Source organism: Kitasatospora sp. NPDC018058, from assembly GCF_044327205.1.
Classification (GTDB): domain Bacteria; phylum Actinomycetota; class Actinomycetes; order Streptomycetales; family Streptomycetaceae; genus Kitasatospora.
The window spans coordinates 106,372-130,687 of sequence record NZ_JBIRFA010000022.1; the positions used below are offsets into that span (position 1 = coordinate 106,372).

The following is a 24,316-nucleotide window of genomic DNA, read 5'->3' on the forward strand; positions in this document are numbered from 1 at the left end:
TCAGTCCTCCTGGTGGGAAAGGGTGGTGTCACCGGTGGCCTCGGCGAGCTTGGCGGCCAGGATCGGTCCGATCTGGGCCAGCGAGCCGGCTTGGGTCATCCGGTCGTGCCGGGTGGTGATCTCGTGGGATTCGATCCGCCCGGCGATGTAGGGGCGCCAGATTCCGGGCCCGGCGTTGTCCTCGGCCCGGTCGATCGTGGAGTTGAACAGCAGCAGGTCTCCTTCGAACCTGCGGGGGACGAAGTCGACCGCCAGCTTCGCGTTGTTGATCATGATCTGGACGATGACCTCGATCTGGTCCTCCGTGAGGCCGGCCAGCGCGCTGCCCCGCCGGTTCAGGACCTCGGCGACCTCGCCGTAGGTCAGCGCCCGGTCGCCCAGCTCGTCCGGGTCGACGTCGAGCACCCCGACGAGCACGTCCCGCTCGGTGGGCACGGGCACCTCCTCGAACTGCACGTCCTTCACCGGGTAGGCGTCGAGGATCGCCAGCATGCCGGTCCGCTCGCCTCGCGCCTGCAGCTCGCAGGCGACCGCGTGGGCGATCAGCCCGCCGGCGGACCAGCCGAGCACCAGGTACGGGCCCTCCGGCTGGATCTTCTGGATCTGGTCGGCGTAGTCGGCCGCCATCTCCTCGAAGGACGTCGGCAGGGGTTCGGGCCGACCGAGGCCGCGCGCCTGGATCGCGTAGACCGGGTGCTCCGGGCCGACGTGGTTCAGCAGCCCGCCGTACGACCAGCTGATGCCACCTCCGGGGTGGATGCAGAACAGCGGCGTGCCGGTCCCGGTCGAACGCAGCGGCAGCAGCACGTCCAACGCGTCGTCGGGGTCGTTCATGACCAGGCGCTCCGTGAGCCCGGCCACGGTCGGCGCCTCGAACAGCATGCGCAGGCCCAGCTCCACGCCGAGGGTCTCGCGCACGCGGGAGGCCAGCCGGGCGGCCAGCAGCGAGTGCCCGCCGAGTTCGAAGAAGCTGTCGTCGATGCGCACCTGCTCCCGGCCGAGGACCTCCGCGAAGAGGTCGCACAGCAGTTGCTCCTGCGGCGTCCGGGGGCCGCGTCCGACACCCGGCGCCCCGTACTCGGGGGCGGGCAGGGCGGCCCGGTCCAGCTTGCCGTTGGCGGTCAGCGGCAGTGCGTCCACGGTGACGAACGCCGACGGCACCATGTACTCGGGCAGTTCGCGGCGCAGCCGCTCGGACAGCTCGCCCGCCTCGGGCGCGCGCTCGGGAGCGGGCACCAGGTAGGCGACGAGCCGCTTGTCGCCCGGCCGGTCCTCGCGGGCGACGACGGCCGCCTGGGCGACGCCCGGGCAGCTCGCGAGGATCGCCTCGATCTCGCCGGGCTCGATCCGCAGGCCGCGCAGCTTGACCTGGTGGTCGGCGCGTCCGGCGAACTCCAGCGTGGCTCCCCCGGCCGAAGGCTGGGGGGACCCCCAAGCCGGCCACCACGCCAGGTCGCCGGTGCGGTACATCCGGCTCCCGGGCGGCCCGTACGGGTCGGCGGTGAAGCGCTCCGCCGTCAGGCCGGGCCGGCTGAGGTAGCCCCGGGCCACGCCGACCCCGGCGAGGTAGAGCTCGCCGACCAGGCCCGTCGGCACCGGCCGCAGGTGGTCGTCGAGCACGTAGGCGCGCATGTTCGCCATCGGCCCGCCGATCGGCACGGTCGCGGCGTGCTCGGGGAGGGTGCGCACCGGGTGGCAGGTGGCCAGGGTCGTGGCCTCGGTGGGTCCGTAGCCGTTGACCACCTCGATGCCGGGGCAGGCCGCCTTCACCCGGGCGACGGCGGCCGGGGAGACCACGTCACCGCCGGTCCACACCTCGCGCACCCCGGCGAGCAGGCCCGGTCGTTCCTCGGCGACCAGGCGGAACAGGCCGGCCGTCAGCCACAGTCCGGTCACCCCGTGCGCGGTGACCGTGTGCTGGAGCAGGTCGAGGTCGAGCCGCTCGGGCGGTGCGACCACGACCCGGCCGCCGCCCAGCAGCGGCACCCACAGCTCGTACGTCGAGAGGTCGAAGGCGGTCGGGGAGTGCATCAGTACCCGCTCGTGTCCGCCGCCGTGCCATTCGGGGGTGAGCGCGAGGCCCACCACGTCGCGGTGGGTGACGGCCACGCCCTTCGGCCGGCCGGTCGAGCCGGAGGTGTACATGATGTACGCCAACTGCCGCTGGTCACACGGGACTTCCACGTCGGACGAGTCGGGCTCGGCCTGGATCAGCGCGGTCAGCACGTCCTCGGTGAGCACCAGCGCGGCCCCGGTCTCCCGCAGGATCAGCTCGATCCGGGAGGAGGGGAAGCGCGAGTCGAGCGGCACGTAGGCGCCGCCCGCCTTGATGATCGCCAGGATCGCCACGACCAGCTCCGCCGAACGGTCCAGCATGACCGCGACCGGTGTCTCCGGCCGCACGCCCTGGCGGATCAGCGCCCGCGCGAGGCGGTTGGCCCGCCGGTCGAGTTCCCGGTAGGTCAGTTCGGTGCCGCCCGCCACGACCGCGACCGCGTCCGGGGTGGCCCGCACCTGGCGGGCGAACAGCTCCGGCACTGCCGCCTCGGGCAGTTCGACTGCGGCGCCATTGGAATCGGACAGCAGCCGACGGCGTTCCTCGCCGGACATGACGTCGATCCGGCTGATCGGCCGGTCGGGGTCGGCGACCGCCGCGCGCAGCAGCCGTGCCCAGCGTTCGAACAACAGCTCCACGGTGGGCGCGTCGAACAGGTCGGTGGCGTACTCCACCGCGCCGACCAGGCCGTCGGGGCTGGGGGCACCTCCCGGGCCGCCAGGCCCGGGGGGACCGTCCGGGCGGAACTGCTCGGCCAGGCTGAACGTCAGGTCGACCCGCGAGGTCCCGGTCGGCGCCTCCAGGTGGCCGGTCTCCAGCCCCGGCAGCCCGAACTCGCCGAGCGGCGCGTTCTGCAGGGCCAGCATGATCTGGAACAGCGGGTGGTGCGCCAGCGACCGGGTCGGGTTGACCACCTCGACCAGGTACTCGAACGGCACGTCCTGGTGGTCGTACGCGGTGAGCGCCTTCTGCCGCACCCGGCCGAGCAGTTCGGCGAAACCGGGGTCGCCGCTCGTGTCGGTGCGCAGCACCAGGGTGTTGACGAAGAAGCCGACGAGCTCGTCCAGCGCCTGGTCGGTCCGCCCGGCGATCGGGCTGCCGATCGGGATGTCCGTGCCGGCGCCGAGCCGGGTGAGCAGCGCGGCGAGGCCGGCCTGGAGCACCATGAACATGCTGGCGCCGCGCGCGGCGGCCAGGTCCCGCAGCGCCTGGTGCAGTTCGGCGTCCAGCCGGACCGCCACCCGGCCGCCCAGCTGGGAGGCCACCGGCGGCCGGGGCCGGTCGGCGGGCAGCTGTACCTGTTGCGGAATTCCCGCCAACTCACCCTTCCAGTAGGCCAGTTGCCGGGCAAACAGGCTGTCCGGGTCGGCGGCGTCGCCGAGCAGGTCGCGTTGCCAGCGGGTGTAGTCGGCGTACTGCACCGGCAGCGGGGACCACTGCGGCTCCTCGCCCCGGCAGCGCGCCGCATAGGCAGTGGCCAGGTCACCGGAGAGCGGGCCCATCGACCAGCCGTCGGCGGCGATGTGGTGCACCACGACCAGCAGGACGTGCCGGTCGGGTGCGAGCGCGTACAGCTCCGCCCGGACCGGCGGTTCCGCCGCCAGGTCGAAGCCGCGCCGGGCCACGTCCGCCAGCCGCTCGGCCAGCACGCTCTCGTCGAGCTCGACCACCGGCAGCGCCGGGTGCGCCTGCGCAGCGCTCAGCACGACCTGGTAGGGCACACCGTCCGTCTCGCGGAAGACCGTCCGCAGGCTGTCGTGCCGGGCGACCACGTCCGCGAGCGCGGCGTGCAGGGCCGACCGGTCGAGACCGCCGGTCAGGCTCAGCGCGAACGGCATGTTGTAGGTGGCGCTCGGCCCGTCCATCCGGTGCAGGAACCACAGGCGGCGCTGGGCGAAGGACAGCTCCACTCGTTCGGGCCGCGGCCGGGCGGTCAGCGCGGGCCGCGCCGTTCCGGCGCCGTCGAGGCGAGCCGCCAGCCCGGCCACGGTCGGTGCCTCGAACAGCGTCCGGACTTCCAGCTCCGCGCCGAGGGTCGCCCGGACCCTGGAGGCCAGGCGGGTCGCCAGCAGCGAGTGCCCGCCCAGGTCGAAGAAGCTGTCCTCCACTCCGACCTGGGCCAGCCCGAGCACCTCGGCGAACAGCTCGGCGAGGAGCTGCTCCTGCGGGGTGCGCGGCGCCCGCCCGACGCCCACCGAGCCGAGGTCGGGAGCGGGCAGCGCGCGACGGTCGAGCTTGCCGCTGGCCGTCAGCGGCAGCGCCTCCAGCGCCACGAACGCCGACGGGATCAGGTAGTCGGGAAGCCGCCCGCGCAGCCAGTCGCGGAGTTCGCCGATGAGGGCGCCGGTGCCCCGGCTGCCGGTCGGGCGGTTGGTCAGCGACGACAGCGCCCTGCCGGTGGCCCGGGCCGGCCGGTACGGCTCGACCGGGGAGCCGTGGTGCGCCCGGGGGTCGGCGAAGACGACGTCCAGGGCGTCGGCCGCGGTGGCCGACCAGGTGACGCCCACCCAGCGGTCGAGTTCCCGCCCGAGGGCCTGGAAGTCGTCCGGGTCGGGAAGGTCGCCCTCCTCCGGGGCGTGCAGCCGCTCCAGCAGCTCGGCGAGCGACCCGTCCCCGTTCTGCACCGCCCGGGCCAGGGCGGACTCCCGCACCACGCGGCGGTTCGGCACCCCGGTGATCCGCAGCACGTCCGCGCGCGGGCGGGCGAGCAGCTCGCGCAGCTCGTCCAGTCCGGCGACCTGCCGACCCCACTCCAGCTCGACGGACCGGCTCGGGGCCGCCGGGCCGACCGGCGCCTTGTGCAGCGTCACGTCATAGCGGTAGCGGGTCAGTTCGTTGTGGTGCCGGCCGCTCTTGACCTCCACGGCCACCGCGCCGATGTCCGTGCCGCGCTCCCGCAGGACGGTGAAGAAGTCCGGGTCGACCAGGAGCTCCTTCTCCACCCTCACGGCCTGCTCCACCGCACGGCGCACCGCCGCGAGGTCGGAGCCGTCACCGGTCCGGTGCAGCTGGACGGCGGTGGCCAGCGGGCGCAGCAGCCGCAGGTTGCGGACGTCGCCGACGAAGAGCGCGCCGCCGGGGGCGAGCAGCCCCATCAGCCGGTCGATCACGTCGGCGAGGTAGTCGACGGACGGGAAGTACTGCACCACCGAGTTGATCACGATGGTGTCGAACTGCCCGGCCGGCAGTCCGTCGGTGTCGTGCGCCGGGCGGGTCTGCAGCACGACGCGCCCGGCCAGGTCCTCCTGCCGGGCCACCTGCGCGGTCAGCGCGTCGATCGCGGTGGCGGAGAAGTCGGTCGCCCAGTACGTCTCGCAGTGCGGTGCGATCTGCGAGAGCAGCAGACCGGTGCCGACGCCGACCTCCAGCACCCGGCGGGGGCGCAGGGACAGGATGCGGGCCACGGTGGCGTCCCGCCACTCCCGCATCTGCTCGACGGGGATCGGGCTCGCGTCGTAACTGCTGTTCCAGCCGACGAAGTTCTGACCGAAGGCGGCTTCCTCGGGAACGATGGGCAGGGCGTCGTAGATGTCCTGCCACTCGCCCACGTGGTCCGCTTCCAGGCCGCTGTCCCGGGCCGCGTCCTGGCGCGGCACGACGTAGCCGACGAGGCGGTCGTCCTGGGCGAGGACGGCGGCCTGGGCGACGACGGGGTGCTCGGCCAACGCCGCCTCGACCTCGCCGGGCTCGACCCGGAAGCCGCGGACCTTCACCTGCTCGTCGGCGCGGCCGACGTACTCCAGCCGGCCTCCCCCAGCGCCCCCAGCCATGGGAGTCCCTCCGGCCGAAGGCTGGGGGGACCCCCAACCCAGCCAGCGCACCAGGTCGCCGGTGCGATACATGCGCTCGCCGTCCTGGCCGAACGGACAGGCGACGAACCGTCCGGCCGTCAGGCCGGGCCGGTTCAGGTAGCCGCGCGCCAGCCCGGCGCCCGCGACGTACAGCTCCCCCGCCACGCCCGGCGGCACCGGCCGCAGTCGCCCGTCCAGCACGTACACCCGGGCGTTGGCGATCGGACGGCCGATCGGCGGCACGCCCTCCCCCGGGGACAGCGGGTCGCTCATGGTCGCGCACACCGTGGTCTCGGTCGGACCGTACGCGTTGATCATCCGCCGGCCCGGTGCCCAGCGTTCCACCAGCTCCGACGGGCACGCCTCCCCCGCCACCACCAGCGTCGACACGGTCACCGAGCCTTCCGGCACGGCGGCGAGGACGGACGGGGGCACGGTCACGTGGGTGACCTTGAGGCCCGGGTCGGTCAGCGCGGTGAGCGGCTCGGCCGCAGGGGGCAGCACCAGGGCCGCACCGCGCAGCAGGGCGGTGTAGATCTCCGACACCGAGGCATCGAAGCTGGGCGAGGCGAACTGGAGCACCCGACTGTCGGGTTCGATCGCGAAGCGCTCGATCTGTCCGGCGACCAGACTCGCCACACCGCCGTGGCCGACCACGACGCCCTTGGGGCGGCCGGTCGAGCCCGACGTGTAGATCACATAGGCCGGATGCCGGACGTCGAGCGCGACCACGGGGTCGGTCTCCGGCCATGCGGACACCTCCGCCACCATCGCCGGGTCATCGACCACCACCGACGGACGAGCGTCCGCCAGCATGAACGCGATCCGCGCCTCCGGATACGCCGGATCCACCGGCAGGTACGCGGCCCCGGCCTTCAGCACACCCAGGACCGCCACCACCGACTCCACCGACCGCGGCAACGCCACCGCCACCAGCTGCTCCGGCTCCACACCCCGGGCGATCAGCGAGTGCGCGAACCGGTTCGCCCGGGCGTTCAGCTCGCGGTACGTCAACTCGACGTCACCGCAGACCAGCGCGACCGCCTCCGGCGCCGTCGCCACCTGCGCCGCGAAGGCCTGCGGCACCGGGACGGCCGCCACCTCGCGGGTGGTCGCGTTGCCCCGCTCCAGCAGCCGGTACCGCTCGTCGGCGTCAAGGAGGTCGATCCGTCCGATGGACTGGTCCGGGTCGGCGGTGACCGCCTCCAGGAGGAGCGTCCAGCGCCGGGCGAGGGCGGCGACCGTCGAGCGGTCGAACAGGTCGGTGGCGTACTCCACCGCGCCGACGATCCCGGCCGGGCTGCCGTCCGGACCGAACTGCTCGGCGAGGCTCACACCCAGGTCGAACTTGGCGGTTCCGGTGGCCACCGCGTAGGTGGCGACGTCCAGGCCGGGCAGTGAGAACCGGCCCATCGGCGCGTTCTGCACGGCCAGGATGGTCTGGAACAGCGGGTGGTGGGACAGCGACCGGGACGGGTTCAGCACCTCCACCAGGTGCTCGAACGGCACATCCTGGTGCGCGTACGCCGACAGCGCCGTCTCCCGCACCCGCCCCAACAGCTCCGCGAAGCTCGGGTCACCGCTCGTGTCGGTGCGCAGCACCAGCGTGTTGACGAAGAACCCGACCAGATCGTCCAACGCCTCGTCGGTACGCCCCGCGATCGGACTCCCGATCGCGATGTCCGTCCCCGCACCCAACCGCGTGTACAGCGCCGCCAGCGCCGCCTGCAGCACCATGAACAGGCTGGTGCCGGTGCGTCGCGCCAACTCCGTCAGAGCCGCGTGCAGTTCGGGGCTCAGCTCCAGGCCGACGTGGTCCCCGCGCCAGCCGGCGACGGCCGGCCGCGGCCGGTCGGCGGGCAGTCGGAGCAGCTCCGGCAGGTCGGACAGCTGCCGCTTCCAGTAGTCGAGCTGCTCGGCGAACCTGCTCCCGGGGTCGGCGGCGTCGCCGAGCAGGTCGCGCTGCCACAGCGTGTAGTCCGCGTACTGCACCGGCAGGTCCGACCAGCGCGGTGCGCGGCCCTCGCTCCGGGCGGCGTAGGCCTCCGCCAGGTCGCGAGCCAGCGGACCGGTGGACCAGCCGTCACCGGCGATGTGGTGCATGACCAGCAGCAGCACGTGGTCGTCCGGCGCGAGCGCGAACAGCTCCGCCCGCAGCGGTGGTTCCGCCGCCAGGTCGAAGGGCTGTCGGGCGAACTCGGCGAGCCGCTCCCGCAGTTCGGCCCGCGACACCTCGGTCAGCCGGGCCCGGGGCCGGGCCGCGGCCTGGTCCAGGACGCGCTGGCACGGGACGCCGTCGACCTCCGGGAACACCGTCCGCAGGCTCTCGTGCCGGGCCACCACGTCGGCCAGCGCCTCGTCCAGCGCGGACCGGTCGAGTGTCCCGGTCAGCTGGAGCGCCAGCGGGATGTGGTATGTCGCGGCGGCGGCGTCCATGCGGTGCAGGAACCAGAGCCGGCGCTGGGCGAAGGACAGCGGCACGGCCTCCGGCCGCTCGTGCGCGGTCAGCGCCGGGCGGGCGTGGCCGGCCTCGGCCAGCGCCTCGGCCAGGCCCGCCACGGTGGGCGCCTGGAAGAGCGCGCGCAGCCCGAGCTCCACGCCGAGCACCGAGCGCACCCGCGCGGCCAACCGGGTGGCGAGCAGGGAGTGCCCGCCCAGGTCGAAGAAGTCCTCGTCGACCCCGACCCCCGGCAGGCCCAGCACCTCGGCGAACAGCTCGCACAGGATCTGCTCCTGCGGCGTGCGCGGCGCCCGGCCACTCCCGGCGGGACCGGCCTCGGGCGCGGGCAGCGCCGCCCGGTCCAGCTTCCCGTTCGGCGTCGACGGCAACACGTCCAGCAGCACGAACGCCGACGGCACCAGGTAGTCGGGCAGCCGCTCGCGCAGGTACGCCGCCAGCTCCCCCGGTCGGACGGCCGCGTCGGGACGGGCCGTCACATAGCCGACGAGCCGGTCGTCCTGGGCGAGGACGGCGGCCTGGGCGACCGCTGGGTGCTCGGCCAACGCCGCCTCGACCTCGCCGAGTTCGATGCGGAAGCCGCGGACCTTCACCTGCTCGTCGGCGCGGCCGACGTACTCCAGCTCGCCTCCCCCAGCGGCCCGAGCCCGGCGCCGCACCAGGTCGCCGGTGCGGTACATGCGGCTCCCGGGCGGGCCGAACGGGCAGGCGAGGAACCGCCCGGCGGTGAGTCCGGGCCGGTCGAGGTAGCCGCGGGCCAGGCCCGGGCCGGCGACGTACAGCTCCCCCGCCACCCCCAGCGGCACGACGCGCAGTCGCTCGTCGAGCACGTACACCCGGAAGCCCGCGACCGGTCGGCCGATCGGCGGCACGCCGGAGCCCGCCGACAGCGGGTCGCTCATGGTCGCGCACACCGTGGTCTCGGTCGGACCGTACGCGTTGATCATCCGGCGCCCGGGCGCCCAGCGGGCCACCAGCTCCGGCGCGCAGGCCTCACCCGCCACCACCAGGGTGGCGGCCGTGAGGTCGGCGCAGTCCAGCGCGGCCAGGGCCGAGGGCGGCAGCGTCACATGGGTGACGTCGAGTCGACGGTCCGTCAGGGCCTCCAGCGGAGCCTCGGACGGGGCCAGGACGAGGGCGGCACCGGTGAGCAGGGCGCTGCAGAGGTCCCAGAAGGACGCGTCGAAGCTGGGCGAGGCGAACTGGAGCACCCGGCTGCCCGGCACCACGCCGAGCCGCTCGACCTGCGCCGCCACCAGGCCCGACACGCCCATGTGGCTGACCACGACGCCCTTGGGGCGGCCGGTCGAGCCCGACGTGTAGATCACATAGGCCGGATGCCGGACGTCGAGCGCGACCACGGGGTCGGTCTCCGGCCATGCGGACACCTCCGCCACCATCGCCGGGTCATCGACCACCACCGACGGACGAGCGTCCGCCAGCATGAACGCGATCCGCGCCTCCGGATACGCCGGATCCACCGGCAGGTACGCGGCCCCGGCCTTCAGCACACCCAGGACCGCCACCACCGACTCCACCGACCGCCGCAGCGCCACCGCCACCAGCTGCTCCGGCTCCACACCCCGGGCGATCAGCGAGTGCGCGAACCGGTTCGCCCGGGCGTTCAGCTCGCGGTACGTCAACTCGACGTCACCGCAGACCAGCGCGACCGCCTCCGGCGTCGCCGCCACCTGCGCCGCGAACAGCTCCGGCAGGTTCACCGGAGCCGCCCCGCCCTCGGCGGCGGGCAACAGCTCGCAGCGCTCCTCGCCGGACAGCAGGTCGATCCCGCCGATCGGCCGGTCGGGAGCGGCGGCAACCGCGGCCAGCAGCCTGGTCCACCGGGCGACCAGCGACTCGACCGTCGAACGGTCGAACAGGTCGGTGCTGTACTCGACCGCACCGCTGATTCCCGCCGGCGCGCCGTCGCCGCCGTGTTCCTCCGCGAGACCGAAGGTCAGGTCGAGCCGCGAGGTCCCGGTGGGCACGGTCACCCCGGAGACCCGGAGGCCGGGGAGGTCGAAGTCGCCGCCCGGCGCGTTCTGGACGACCAGCCCGGTCTGGAACAGCGGGTGGTGGGACAGCGACCGGGACGGGTTCAGCACCTCCACCAGGTGCTCGAACGGCACATCCTGGTGCGCGTACGCCGACAGCGCCGTCTCCCGCACCCGCCCCAACAGCTCCGCGAAGCTCGGGTCACCGCTCGTGTCGGTGCGCAGCACCAGCGTGTTGACGAAGAACCCGACCAGATCGTCCAACGCCTCGTCGGTACGCCCCGCGATCGGACTCCCGATCGCGATGTCCGTCCCCGCACCCAACCGCGTGTACAGCGCCGCCAGCGCCGCCTGCAGCACCATGAACAGACTCGCACCCGAACGCCGCGCCAACTCCACCAGCGCGGCGTGCAGTTCGGCGTCGATCCGGAGCTCCAGCAGGTCGCCGCCGTACGTCATGGCGGCCGGGCGCGGCCGGTCGACGGGCAGCTGCAGCTGCTCGGGCAGCCCGGCCAACTCCTCGCTCCAGTAGGCGACCTGGCGGGCGAACACGCTGTCCGCGTCGCGCTCGTCGCCGAGGATCTCGTGCTGCCAGAGGGTGTAGTCGCCGTACGTCACCGGCAGCGGCGGCCATGCGGGCGCACCGCCGCCCCGCCGGGTGACGTAGGCGGTGGCGAGGTCGCGGGCCAGCGGGCCCATGGACCAGCCGTCCCCGGCGATGTGGTGCATCACCAGCAGCAGCACATGTTCGTCCGGCGCGAGCGCGAACAGCTCCGCCCGCAGCGGCACTTCCGAGGTCAGGTCGAAGCCGCGCACCGCCGCCTCGCGCAGCAGACCGGGCACCTCCGCCTCGCCGGCCGCGCGCACCGTCAGCGGGACGGCCGCCTCGGCGGCGTCCAGCACCCGCTGGTACGGGACTCCGGCGGTGTGCGGGAAGACCGTACGCAGGGTCTCGTGCCGGGCCACCACATCCGCGAGCGCGGCGCTCAGCGCCGCCCGGTCGAGGTCGCCGGACAGCCGCAGGGCCAGCGGCATGTGGTAGGTGGCGCTCGGCGCCCCGAACTGCTGGAGGAACCAGAGGCGGCGCTGGGCGAACGACAGCGGCATCGGCTCCCGGCGGGCCCGGGGCTTCAGGGCCTGCCGCGCGGTGGCGGCGTCGTGCAGCCCGGCCGCCAGCCCGGCGGGCGTCGGCGTCCGGAACATTGCGCGCAACTCCAGCTCGACCCCGAGGGTGGCCCGGACCCGCGACACCAGTCGGGTGGCGAGCAGGGAGTGCCCGCCCAGGTCGAAGAAGTCCTCGTCGACCCCGACCCTCGGCAGACCCAGCACCTCGGCGAACAGCTCGCACAGGATCTGCTCCTGCGGCGTGCGCGCCGCGCGGCCGCTCCCGACCATGCCCGGCTCGGGCGCGGGCAGCGCCGCCCGGTCCAGCTTCCCGTTCGGCGTCAACGGCAACGCGTCCAGCAGCACGAACGCCGACGGCACCAGGTAGTCGGGCAGCCGCTCGCGCAGGTACGCCGCCAGTACCGCCGCGGTGGCCGGCTCCGGTGCCGAGGGCACGACGTACGCGACGATCCGGGTCTCCCCCGGCCGGTCCTCGCGGGCGAGCACCGCGACCTGGGCCACGCCCGGGTGCGCGGTCAGCTCGGCCTCGATCTCGCCCGGCTCGATCCGGAAGCCACGGACCTTCACCTGGTGGTCGACCCGGCCGGCGAACTCCAACTCCCCGTCGGCGCGCCAGCGGACCAGGTCACCGGTGCGGTACATCCTCCCTCCTTGCCCGCCATCGGGCTGGGGGCACCTCCCAGCCTCCCCCAGCCTTCGGCCGGGGGGACCCCCATGGCTGGGGGCGAGGGGCCCATGCCCGCTCGGACCGTACGGGTTGGCGACGAAGCGCCCGGCGGTGAGCCCGGGCCGGTTCAGGTAGCCGCGCGCCAGTCCCACCCCGGCGAGGTACAGCTCGCCCAGCACACCGGGGGCGACCGGACGCAGGGCCGAATCCAGCACGTACGCCTGGCAGTTGGCGATCGGTCGGCCGATCGGCACCGGCAGCGGGCAGTCGGCCGGCAGCGGGTAGGCGGTGATCACATGGGTCTCGGCGGGCCCGTAGTGGTTGTGCAGCACCCGGCCCGGCCGGCCGGCCTGGAAGCGCCGTACGGCACCGCCCAGACGCATCGCCTCGCCGGCCTGGGCGACCAGTCGCAGGTGCGGCAGGTCCAGCCCGGCCTCCTCGGCCGCCTCGGCCAGCGCCTCGACCACCAGGTTGGGGGCGAACAGCTCGGCGACCCGGTGCCGGTCCAGCCAGTGCGCGAACAGCTCGGCACTGCGGCGCTGTTCCTCGGTCGGCACCACCAGGGTCTTGCCGTACAGCAGCGCGGAGAGCACCTCCTGCACCGAGACGTCGAAGCTGATCGCGGTGAACTGCGCGGTGCGCGTGCCCGGTTCGCCGCCGACGGCCCGGTGGTGCCACTCCAGCAGGTTCAGCAGCCCGGCGGCGGGCATCACCACGGCCTTGGGCCGGCCGGTGGAGCCGGAGGTGTAGATGACGTAGGCCGGGTGGCGCGCGTCCACGGCGACGGCCGGATCGTGCTCCGGCAGGTCCCCGTCCGGTGTGACGGCGGCGAGGTCGTCGAGCACCACGGCCGGCCGGGCGTCCTCCAGCATGAACGCGATGCGGGCGGCCGGGTAGTCCGGGTCGATCGGCAGGTACGCCGCGCCCGTCTTGAGCACCGCGAGGACGGCGACCACCAGCTCGGCCGAGCGCGGCAGCCGCAGGGCGACGACCTGCTCCGGCCCGACCCCGCGCGCGATCAGCGCGTGGGCCAGGCGGTTGGCCCGGCGGTTCAGCTCGCGGTACGTCAGCACGGTGTCCTCGAACACCACCGCCGGGGCCTCCGGGGTCGCCCGAACCCGCGCCTCGAACAGGGCGGGCAGGCCGGTGGCGAGCACCGGGCAGGCGGTGTCGTTGCGCGCGACCAGCAGCTCGTGCCGCTCCTCGGAGGTGAGGACGTCGATCCGGCTCAGCGGCCGGTCCGGCTCGGCGGCCACGGCCGCCAGCAGGCGCAGCCACCGGTCGACCAGCGCCGCCACGGTGGCGTGGTCGAACAGGTCGGTGCTGTACTCGACCCGCCCGACGATGCCCCCGGCCGCCCCGCCCGTGCCGCCGCGCTCCAGCAGGTGGAAGCCGAGGTCGAACATCGCCGTCGGCGTCCGCACCAGGACGATCTCGGAGCGCAGTCCGCTCAGCGCGAACTCGGTGCGGGGCACGTTCTGCAGCGCGAGCAGCACCTGGAACAGCGGCTGCCGGGCGAGCGACCGGGACGGGTTGAGGGCCTCGACGACGTGCTCGAACGGCAGGTCCTGGTGGGCGTACGCGCCGAGCGCGCCCTCCCGGACCCGGACCAGCAACTCGGCGAAGGACGGGTCGCCCGAGGTGTCGGTGCGCAGCACCAGGGTGTTGACGAAGAAGCCGACGAGGTCGTCCAGCTCCTGGTCCGTCCGGCCGGCGATCAGGCTGCCGACCGGGATGTCCGTGCCCGCGCCGAGCTTGTCCAGCAGCGCCGCCAGCGCGGCCTGGAGCACCATGTAGACGCTGGCCCCGTGCTCCCGGCCCAGACGCACCAGTGCGCCGTGCAGCTCCGGGTCCAGGTCGATCGCCAGGTGGCCGCCCCGGTACGAGGTGGTCGCCGGACGGGGCCGGTCGGCGGGCAGCCGGATCTGCTCGGGCAGACCGGCCAGCCGGTCCGTCCAGTAGGCCGCCTGCCGGGCGAACAGGCTCGCGGGGTCGTCGCGGTCGCCGAGCAACCGGTCGTGCCAGAGGGTGTAGTCGGCGTACTGCACCGGCAGCGGCGCCCAGCCCGGCTCCTGGCCCCGGCGGCGCGCCGCGTACGCGGTGGCCAGGTCGGCGGCCAGCGGGCCCAGCGACCAGCCGTCACCGGCGATGTGCTGCACCACCAGGAGCAGCACGTGCTCGTCCGCCGAGAGCTCGAACACCTCCGCGTGCAACGGCGCTTCGGCCGCGAGGTCGAAACCGCGCGCTGCGGCCTCGGTCAGCAGTTCCGGCAGGACCGTCTCGTCGGCCGGGGTGATCGAAAGCCTCGGCCGCACCTCTCCGGCGGCGAGCACCTGCTGATACGGCACCCCGTCCACCGCCGGGAAGACGGTGCGCAGGGTCTCGTGCCGGTCGACGATGTCGCCGAGCGCCTCCTCCAGGGCCACGAGGTCCAGCGGGCCCGAGAGCCGCCACGCCAGCGGGATGTTGTAGATCGGCCCAGTGCCCTCCAGCTGGTACAGGAACCACAGCCGCCGCTGAGCGGAGGACAGCGGCACCAGATCGGGCCGCTCCGCCCGCCCCAGGGCGAGCCTGGCCCGGTCGGCGCCGCCCAGCCCGGCGGCCAGCCCGGCCACCGTCGGGGTCCGGAACAAGGTGTGCAGCGCCAGCTCCACGCCCAGGGTGGCGCGGACCCGGGCCACCAGCCGGGTGGCCAGCAGCGAGTGCCCGCCCAGGTCGAAGAAGTCGTCGTCGACGCCGACCTGCGGCAGGCCCAGCACCTCGGCGAACAGCTCGGCCAGCACCTGCTCCTGGGGCGTGTGCGGGGCCCGGCCGGTTCGCGCCCCGGTGAAGTCCGGCTCGGGCAGGGCGCGCCGGTCGAGCTTGCCGCTGGTGTTCAGCGGCAGGGCGTCGAGTGGGACGAACGCGGCCGGCACCATGTACTCCGGCAGCCGTTCGCGCAGGTGGCCCCGCAGCTCCTCCGGCCGGAGTTCGGCGCCGGTGGCGGGCACCAGGTAGGCCACCAGGCGGGTCTCCGCCTCCCGGTCCTTGCGGGCGACCACCGCGACCTGACGAACCTGGGGGTGCTCGGCCAACGCCGTCTCGATCTCACCGAGTTCGATCCGGAAGCCGCGCACCTTCACCTGGTCATCAGCACGGCCGACGTACTCCAGCTGGCCGTCGGGGCGTCGACGCACCAGGTCACCGGTGCGATACATCCTCCCTCCTAGCCCGCCATCGGGCTGGGGGCACCTCCCAGCCTCCCCCAGCCTTCGGCCGGGGGGACCCCCATGGCTGGGGGCGATGGGCCCATGCCCGTCCGGGCCGAACGGGCAGGCGACGAACCGCCCGGCGGTCAGGCCCGGTCGGTTCAGGTAGCCACGGGCCAGGCCCGGGCCCGCGAGGTACAGTTCACCCGTCACGCCCGGCGGAACCAAACCCAACCGCTGGTCCAGCACATACGCCCGGAGTCCGGCGATGGCACGGCCGATCGGCGGCACACCCGACCCCGGCGACAGCAGCTCGCTGATCGTCGCCACGATCGTGACCTCGGTCGGACCGTACGCGTTGATCATCCGCCGGTCCGCCGCCCAGCGCGTCACCAGTTCCGGCGGGCAGGCCTCGCCGGCCACCACCAGCGTCGGCACGTCCACCGCCTCCGGCGACAGCGCCGCCAGCACCGACGGCGGCACGGTCGCGTGGGTGAGCGCGAGGCTCGGGTCGGTCAGTGCGGCGACCGGCTCGGTTGCGGGCGCCGGCACCAGGGCGGCACCGGCGAGCAGGGCGCCGAGAATGTCCCACAGCGAACTGTCGAAGCTCGGCGAGGCGAACTGGAGCACCCGGCTGTCGGCGTCGATGCCGAGTCGCTCGACCTGGGCCGCCACCATGGGCGGCACGCCCGCGTGGCTCACCACCACACCCTTGGGCCGGCCGGTCGAGCCGGACGTGTAGATCACGTACGCGGCATTCCGGGCATCCACCGTGACGACCGGATCGGTCTCCGGCCACTCCGACGCCTCGGCCGCCTCGGCCGCCTCGGCCACCGTCGCCGGGTCGTCGACCACCACGGTCGGCCGCGCGTCCGCCAGCATGAACGCGATCCGCGCCGGCGGGTACACGGGGTCCACCGGCAGGTAGGCGGCACCCGTCTTCAGCACGCCCAGGACCGCCACCACGAACTCCACCGACCGCGGCAGCGAGAGCGCCACGAGCTGTTCCGCGGCCACCCCCCGGGCGATCAGCGAGTGCGCGAACCGGTTGGCCCAGGTGTTCAGTTGACGGTACGTCAGCTCGACATCGCCGGCGGCCAGTGCGACGGCCTCCGGGGTGGCCGCCACCTGCGCCGCGAAGGCCTCCAGCAGGCTGCCAGTGGCCGCCCCGCCGTCGGCGGCGGGCAGCAGCGCGCGGCGCTCCTCGGCGGACAGCAGGTCGATGCGGGCGAGCCGCTGCCGCGGGTCGGCCACGGCCGCGGTCAGCAGCCGGACCAGGCGCTCGACCATCGTCTCCACCGTCGCCGGGTCGTACAGGTCGCTCGCGAACTGGACGAAGACGTCGATGCCGGCCGGGGTGGGGGCACCTCCCGGGCCGTCAGGCCCAGGGGGACCGTCCTCGGCGTGCCGCTCGGACAACGAGAGGACCAGGTCGAACTTGGACGTGGCGGTGGCCAGCTCCAGCTCGCCGATCCGCAGTCCGACCGGGGCGAACTCGGCCCGGGCGTTGTTCTGCAGCACCAGCATGACCTGGAACAGCGGGTGGTGGGAGAGCGACCGCACCGGGTTGAGGGCCTCGACCAGGTACTCGAACGGCAGGTCCTGGTTCGCGTAGCCCGCCAGCGCGGTGTCCCGGACCCGGCCGAGCAGCTCGGCGAAGGTCGGGTCGCCCGAGGTGTCGGTGCGCAGCACCAGGGTGTTCACGAAGAACCCGACCAGGTCGTCCACGGCCTCGTCCGTGCGCCCGGCGGTGAGGCTGCCGACCGGGATGTCGTCGCCCGCGCCGAGCCTGCTCAGCAGCGCCGCGAGCCCGGCTTGGAGCACCATGAACAGACTGGTGCCGTTGGTCCGGGCGAGCTCGCGCAGCCCGTGGTGCAGCTCCGCGTCCAGCTCGGCCCGCACGAAGCCGCCCCGGTGCGAGGCGACCGCCGGGCGGGGCCGGTCGACGGGCAGCTGGATCTGCTCCGGCAGATCGGCCAACTGCCGCTTCCAGTAGGCCGCCTGGCGGGCGAACGGACTGTCCTCGTCCGTGGCCTCGCCGAGCAGCTCGTGCTGCCACAGGGTGTAGTCGGCGTACTGGACGGCCAACGGCTCCCGGTGTGGCTCCTCGCCCCGGCAGCGGGCCGCGTAGGCCGCGGTGAGGTCGGCGGCCAGCGGGCCGAGCGACCAGCCGTCGCCGGCGATGTGGTGGAGCACCACCAGCAGCACGTGCTCCTCCGGCGCCAGCTCGAACAGCTCGGCGTGCAGCGGGAGTTCGGTCTCCAGGTCGAACCGGTGGGCCTGCGCCGCCGCCAGGGCGCCGGTCAGCCCGCCCTCGGTGGTCCGGCGCACGGCCAGCTCGGGGCGGGCCGCGACGACGTCCAGCACCTGCTGGTACGGCACGCCGTCCACCACGGGGAACACCGTCCGCAGCGCCTCGTGCCGGGCCACGACGTCCGTCAGCGCGGCGTGCAGCGCCTCCCGATCGAGCGGGCCGGACAGCCTCCAGGCCAACGGGATGTTGTAGTTCGCGCTGGCGCCCTCCAGCTGGTGGAGGAACCACAGCCGCCGCTGCGCGAACGACAGCGGGATCCTCTCCGGCCGTCGGTACGGAGCCAGCGCGGCCTGGGCCGGTCCGGCCGCCACGAGCGCGGCGGCCAGGCCGGCCGGGGTCGGTGCCTCGAACAGGGTGCGCAGCTCCATCTCGACACCGAGCGTCGCGCGGATCCGGGCGGCCAGGCGGGTGGCCAGCAGCGAGTGCCCGCCCAGGTCGAAGAAGCCGTCCTCGACGCCGACGGACCCCACCCCGAGGATCTCGGCGAACAGCTCGCAGAGGATCTGCTCCTGCGGGGTGCGCGGCGCGCGGCCGGTGGCCGCCGGGGCGAGGTCGGGCGCGGGCAGGGCCCGATGGTCCAGCTTGCCGTTGGCGGTCAGCGGCAGCGCGTCCAACAGCACGAACGCGGCCGGCACCATGTACTCGGGCAGCCGCCTGGCCAGGTGCTCGCGCAGGTCGGCCGGGCGCGGCACGGGGCCCGGGGCCGGCACCAGGTAGGCGACCAGCCGGGTGTCGTCGGCCCGCTCCTGCCGGGCCAGCACGGCGACCTGCGCGACGGCCGGGTGCGCCGCCAGCGCCGCCTCGATCTCACCGAGCTCGATCCGGAAGCCGCGGACCTTGACCTGCTGGTCGGCCCGGCCGACGTAGCACAGACTGCCTCCCCCAGCGCCCCCAGCCATGGGGGTCCCCCCGGCCGAAGGCTGGGGGAGGCTGGGAGGTGCCCCCACCGGCCGGGGGGACCCCCAACCCAGCCAGCGCACCACGTCGCCGGTGCGGTACATCCGGGAGCCGGCCGGTCCGAAGGGGTCGGCGACGAACCGCCCGGCGGTCAGGCCGGGCCGGTTCAGGTAGCCGCGTGCCAGCCCGGCGCCCGCGACGTACAGCTCGCCGGGCACGCCCGGGGCGACCGGTCGCAGCCCGGAGTCCAGCACGTACGTCCGCAGGTCCGGGAGGGCCGCGCCGACCTGGCCGGCGACGGTGCCGGAGCGGTCGAGCGCCGCGTAGGTGACGTGCACCGTGGTCTCGGTGATGCCGTACATGTTGACCAGCCGCGGCGCGTCCTCCGGGTGCCGCTCGTACCAGCTCGCCAGCCGGGCGTGCTCCAGCGCCTCGCCGCCGAACACCACCGTGCGCAGGGCGAGTCGGCGGCCGGTCTCCGGGGCCTCCGCGTCCGCCTGCATCAGCTGGTAGAAGGCGGACGGCGTCTGGTTGAGCACCGTCACCCGCTCGCGGGCGAGGAGCTCCAGGAACCGGCCGGGCGAGCGGCTGGTCTCATGGTCCACGACCACCAGCCGACCGCCGTGCAGCAGCGCGCCCCACAGCTCCCACACCGAGAAGTCGAAGGCGTAGGAGTGGAAGAGCGTCCAGACGTCCTCGGCGGAGAAGCCGAACAGCTCCTCGGTGGCGCCGAACAGCCGCACCACGTTCCGGTGCGGGACCACCACGCCCTTGGGGTTGCCGGTGGACCCGGAGGTGTGGATGACGTAGGCGGGGTGGCCGGGGTCGACGGGGACCTCCGGATCCGTGTCCGGCAGTCCGTCCAGGTCGAGCGTGTCCAGCAGCAGCCGGTCCACCGGCTCCGCAGCCGGCAGTTCACCGATCCGGCTCGTCGTCAGCAGCAGCGACGGCCGGGTGTCCTGGAGCAGGTAGGCGATCCGGGCGGCCGGGTACTGCGGGTCCACCGGCACGTACGCGGCGCCGGCCTTGAGCACCGCGAGCACCGCCACGACCAGATCCGCCGAGCGCGGCAGGGCCAGCGCCACCAGCTGCTCCGGTCCCACGCCCCGGTCGATCAGGGCATGCGCGATCCGGTTGGCCTGGGCATTCAACTCCCCGTACGTCAGGGCGACTTCGCCGCTCACCACGGCGACCGCGGCCGGATTCGCCCGCACCTGCCGCTCGAAGAGCGCGGTGATGCCGCTCTCCGGCAGCTCCCCGGCAAGGGCTTTGCCGGCCGGCAGCAGCGCGCGGAGCTCGTCGGCGGAGAGCACGTCCACCTGACCGATCCGTCGGCCGGGATCGGCGACCACGGCCCGCAGCAGCCGCAGCCACCGGTCGACGATCCCCGCCACGGCGGCCGCGTCGAACAGGTCGGTGCTGTACTCCACCACGCCCGACAGCCCGTCCGCGTCGGGCCGTTCGGCCAGGATGAAGGTCAGGTCGCACTTGGCCGTCCCGGTGTGGACCAGGTCGGTCGCCACCCGCAGCCCGGGCAGCTCGAACGCGCCGAGCGGTGCGTTCTGCAGGGCGAGCATGGTCTGGAACAGGGGGTGGTGCGCCAGCGTCCGGGTGGGGTTCAGCGCCTCCACCAGCTGCTCGAACGGCACGTCCTGGTGCGCGTACGCGGCCAGCGCGTCCGAGCGCACCCGGCCCAGCAGTTCGGTGAACGACGGGTCGCCGGACAGGTCGGTGCGCAGCACCAGGGTGTTGACGAAGAAGCCGACCAGGTCGTCCAGGGCCTCGTCGGTGCGTCCGGCGATCGGCGTGCCGATCGGGACGTCGGTGCCGGCGCCGAGCTTGCCCAGCAGGGCGGCCAGCCCGGCCTGGAGCACCATGAAGAGGCTGGCGCCGCCGCCGCGGGCGAGTGCGCGCAGGCCCTGGTGCAGCTCGGCGTCGATCCGCACCGGCAGGTGGGCACCCCGGTAGGACATCACCGCCGGACGGGGCCGGTCGAAGGGCAGCTCCACCTGTTCGGGAAGCTCCGCCAACTGCTCGCGCCAGTAGCCGAGTTGGTCGTTCAGCAGGCTGTCCGGGTCCGCGCCGTCACCGAGCAGCTCCCGCTGCCAGAGGGCGTAGTCGGCGTACTGGACCGGCAGCGGCGACCACTCCGGCTTCGCCCCTTCGGCGCGGGCCGCGTAGGCGGTCGTCAGGTCCCGCGAGAGCGGCCCCATCGACCAGCCGTCACCGGCGATGTGGTGCACCACGAGCAGCAGCATGTGCTCCTCGGTGCCCAGCTGGAACAGCTCGGCGTGCAGCGGCGGCTCCGCGGAGAGGTCGAAGCCGTACCGGGCCGCCTCCGCCAGCCGGTCCGGCAGGTCGCGCTCGCCGACCTCGGTCACCCGCATCCGCGGCCGTGCCACGTCGGGGTCCATCACCCGCTGGCACGGCACGCCGTCGATCACCGGGAAGACGGTACGCAGGCTCTCGTGCCGCTCCACCACGTCCGCCAGGGCGGCCTCCAGGGCCCGCTGGTCCAGGTCTCCGGACAGCCGCAGCGTCAACGGGATGTTGTAGGTGGCGCTCGGGCCCTCCATGCGGTGCAGGAACCACAGCCGGCGCTGGGCGAAGGACAAGGGGACCGTCTCGGGTCGCTCGCGGCGCCCCAGCGCCGGGCGCGCCCGGCCCGCGACGTCCACGGCGGCCGCCAGTTCCGCGACCGTCGGTGCGTCGAACAGGTCGCTCAGCCTCAGCTCGACGCCCAGCACCGACCGTGCCCGGGCGACCAGCCGGGTGGCCAGCAGCGAGTGCCCTCCGAGGTCGAAGAAGCTGTCGTCCACTCCGGCCTCGGCCACCCCGAGCACCTCGGCGAACAGCCCGGCGAGCAGGTGTTCGGTCGCGGTGCGCGGAGCACGGCCCGGGGCGGCCGAGGTCTGCTCGGGCGCGGGGAGGGCCCGTCGGTCGAGCTTGCGGTTCGGCGTCAGCGGCAGCGCGTCCAGGGTCACGAACGCGGACGGCACCATGTACTCCGGCAGCCGCTCGCGCAGGTGCTCGCGCAGCTCGGCCGCGACGGCCTCGGCACCGGACGCCGCGGCACCGGACGCCGGCACGACGTAGGCGACCAGCCGGGCGTCCCCTTCGGTGCGCACCAGAACGGCGGCCCGTGCGACCCGCGGGTGCTCCATGAGCACGGTCTCGATCTCGCCGAGTTCGATCCGGAATCCCCGGATCTTGACCTGGTCGTCGGTGCGGCCGAGGAACTCCAGGTTCCCGTCCGCGTCCCACCGCACCAGGTCGCCGGTGCGGTACATCCGCGAGCCGGCCGGCCCGAACGGGTCGGCCGTGAAGCGCCCGGCGGTCAGGCCCGGCCGGTTCAGATAGCCCCGTGCCAGGCCCGCACCGGCGATGTACAGTTCACCCGCCGCGCCCACGGGCAGCGGCCGCAGTGCGCCGTCCAGCACGTACAGCCGGGCGTTGCCGACCGGACGGCCGATCACCGGGCGTCGGCTCGACCCCAGCGGTGCGACGACCGAGTTGACCGTGCACTCGGACGGCCCGTAGAAGTTCAGGCAGGACACCCCGTCGGCCGCCCGCAGCCGCTCCCACAGCTGCTCCGGAACGGCCTCCCCGCCCGCCGCGACGATCGCCGGGCGCCACTGGGGATCGTCCAGCAGTCCCCGTGAGACGAGGACGTGGAGGTACGACGGGGTGGCCTCGATGAAGTCGAGGCGATGGCGCCGGGCGTAGTCGACGAAGGCGTCCGGGTCGGTCCAGGTCGCGTGGTCCAGGACGTGCAGCTCGTGGCCCGCGCACAGGCCGAGCAACTGGTTCCAGGAGGCGTCGAAGGAGACCGACGTGGTGAGCGCCACGCGAAGCCGGCCCCGTCCCGTGAGCAGGGGTGGGAACAGTGCCCGCTGCTGGTCGGCGAACAGGTTGAGCAGCCCACCGTGCGTCGGCACCACGCCCTTGGGCCGCCCGGTGGAACCGGACGTGTAGATGACGTAGGCCGGATGCGCCGGATCGACGGCCACCGCCGGATCCGCTGCCGGGCAGCCCGCCACCATCGCCGCCGTCTCCGGGTCGTCGACCACCAGCCGCTCGGCGGAGCCGGCCCCGGGCAACCGCTCGGCGGTCCGGGAGTCGGTCACCAGGAACGCCGGGCGGGCGTCGTCGAGCAGGTACGTGATCCGGGCGACCGGGTACTCCGGATCGACCGGGACGTACGCCGCGCCGGTCTTCAGCACCGCCAGGATCGACACCACGAGCTCGGCGGAGCGCGGCAGGGCCACCGCCACCAGCCGCTCCGGCCCCACCCCCCGGTCGATCAGGGCGTGCGCCAGCCGGTTCGCCCGCCCGTCGAGCTCCGCGTACGTCAGCGAGAGGTCCCCGCACACCAGTGCGGTGAGGTCCGGGGTCGCCCGCACGTGCTCCTGGAACAGCTCCGGCAGACTCGCGGCCGGGACCTCCGTCACCGGCCCCGTGCCGACGGCCGCCAGCTCTTGGCGGTCCTCGGTCGTGAGCAGTTCGATCCGGCCCACCGGCTCGTCCGGGTCGCAGTCCGCGACGGCGTCGAGCAGTGCGAGCAGCCGCTGCCGGTGGGTGTCGAGGTCTCCATCGCCGTACGCTTCCGGCGCGCCGTGGAGCCTGAGGAGCGGCGGGGTGCCGTCCCGGTAGTCGAACACCCAGACCGCCAGGTCGGTGGTCGACCCCGACACGAAGTGGTGCACGGAGGCGGGGTGCCCGGCGAAACTCGGCCTGGAGTTGAAGGCCATGATGTTGACGATCAGTGGGAACGCCGTCCCGATGCTGCCGGGCACGCCGAGGTCCCGCAGCAGGTCCTCACTTCGGTACCGCTCGTGCGCGACCGCCGACTGGACCTCCCGCGCCACCTGGGCGACGAGTTCACGCCACGGCATGTCCGGTCGCACGGTCAGCCGCAGCGGCACCACGTTGGACATCGTGCCCGGTACCGTCATCAGGTCGCGGTCCGCGGACCGCCGGGCCGTGACGGGGAGGGCGAGCACCACGTCCCGCGTGCCGGTGAGTCGGTGCGTGTACAGCGCCGCCGCCGCGATCATCAGACGGGACCACCGGACACCGGTCCTCCCCGCCGCCGCCCGCAGCGCGTCCGGGCGCCGCAGTTCCCGCTCCTCGCCCAGGCGGAGAGCGCGGTTCGGGTCGGTCGGGGCCGTGTCGGCGAGCCTCGTCGGCGCCGGCCGGTCCGCGAAGCGCTCCGTCCAGTAGGCGCGGTCGGCGGTGAAATCCGCCGACGCGCGGTAGGCGGCGTCGCTGTCGACCAGGTCCTGCAGCGAGCCGAACGGGGACGGCGGCACCGGCCCGCCCTCGGCCAGTGCCGAGTACACGTCACCGACCCGCTGCCTGACCAGGGCGCTGCTGATCGCGTCCAGCACCACGTGGTGGTAGTTCAGGTACCACAGGAACCCGGTCGGCGACAGCCGGATCAGCGCGTGCCCGAACAGCGGGTCGCGGGCGAGGTCCAGCGGGCGCATCAGGTCCCGCTCCATCCACTCCATGGCCGTCGCACGGGGTTCGGCTTCCCCGCTGAGGTCCAGGTGCGCCGGCGCCCAGTCCCAGGCCTCGCGGAGGACCTGGCGCGGGCCGTCGCCGTCGTCGACGAAGCTCACGTGCAGGGCGTCGACCTCGTCGACCACCCGGCGCAGCGCGGCCTCGAACAGCGCCGGCTCCACCGGCCCGTGGATCTCCAGGCATTCTCCGACGCGGTAGCCCGGGATCGGCGTCCGGGAGCGCTGCTCGGCGAGCCAGATCTCACGCTGGGCTGCCGTCAGGGGAAGGACGTCGCCGTCGCGACGGGACATGGGGGGTACC

The 24,316-nt window shown here is 74.2% G+C and carries 1 protein-coding gene; it reads right to left on the reverse strand.

Features of this window, described 5'->3' with window-relative positions; translation table 11 throughout:
- On the reverse strand, positions 1-24,306 hold the full coding sequence (locus ACH4E7_RS28535) for a non-ribosomal peptide synthase/polyketide synthase (protein WP_396251924.1): 24,306 nt from the start codon (positions 24,304-24,306) through the stop codon (positions 1-3).
- Positions 24,307-24,316: the final 10 nt, after the last annotated feature.

What these genes read in the sequence shown, in the direction of transcription:
- ACH4E7_RS28535 (WP_396251924.1), bottom strand. Translation starts at nt 24,306, where the DNA reads ATGTCCCGTCGCGACGGCGACGTCCTTCCCCTGACGGCAGCCCAGCGT.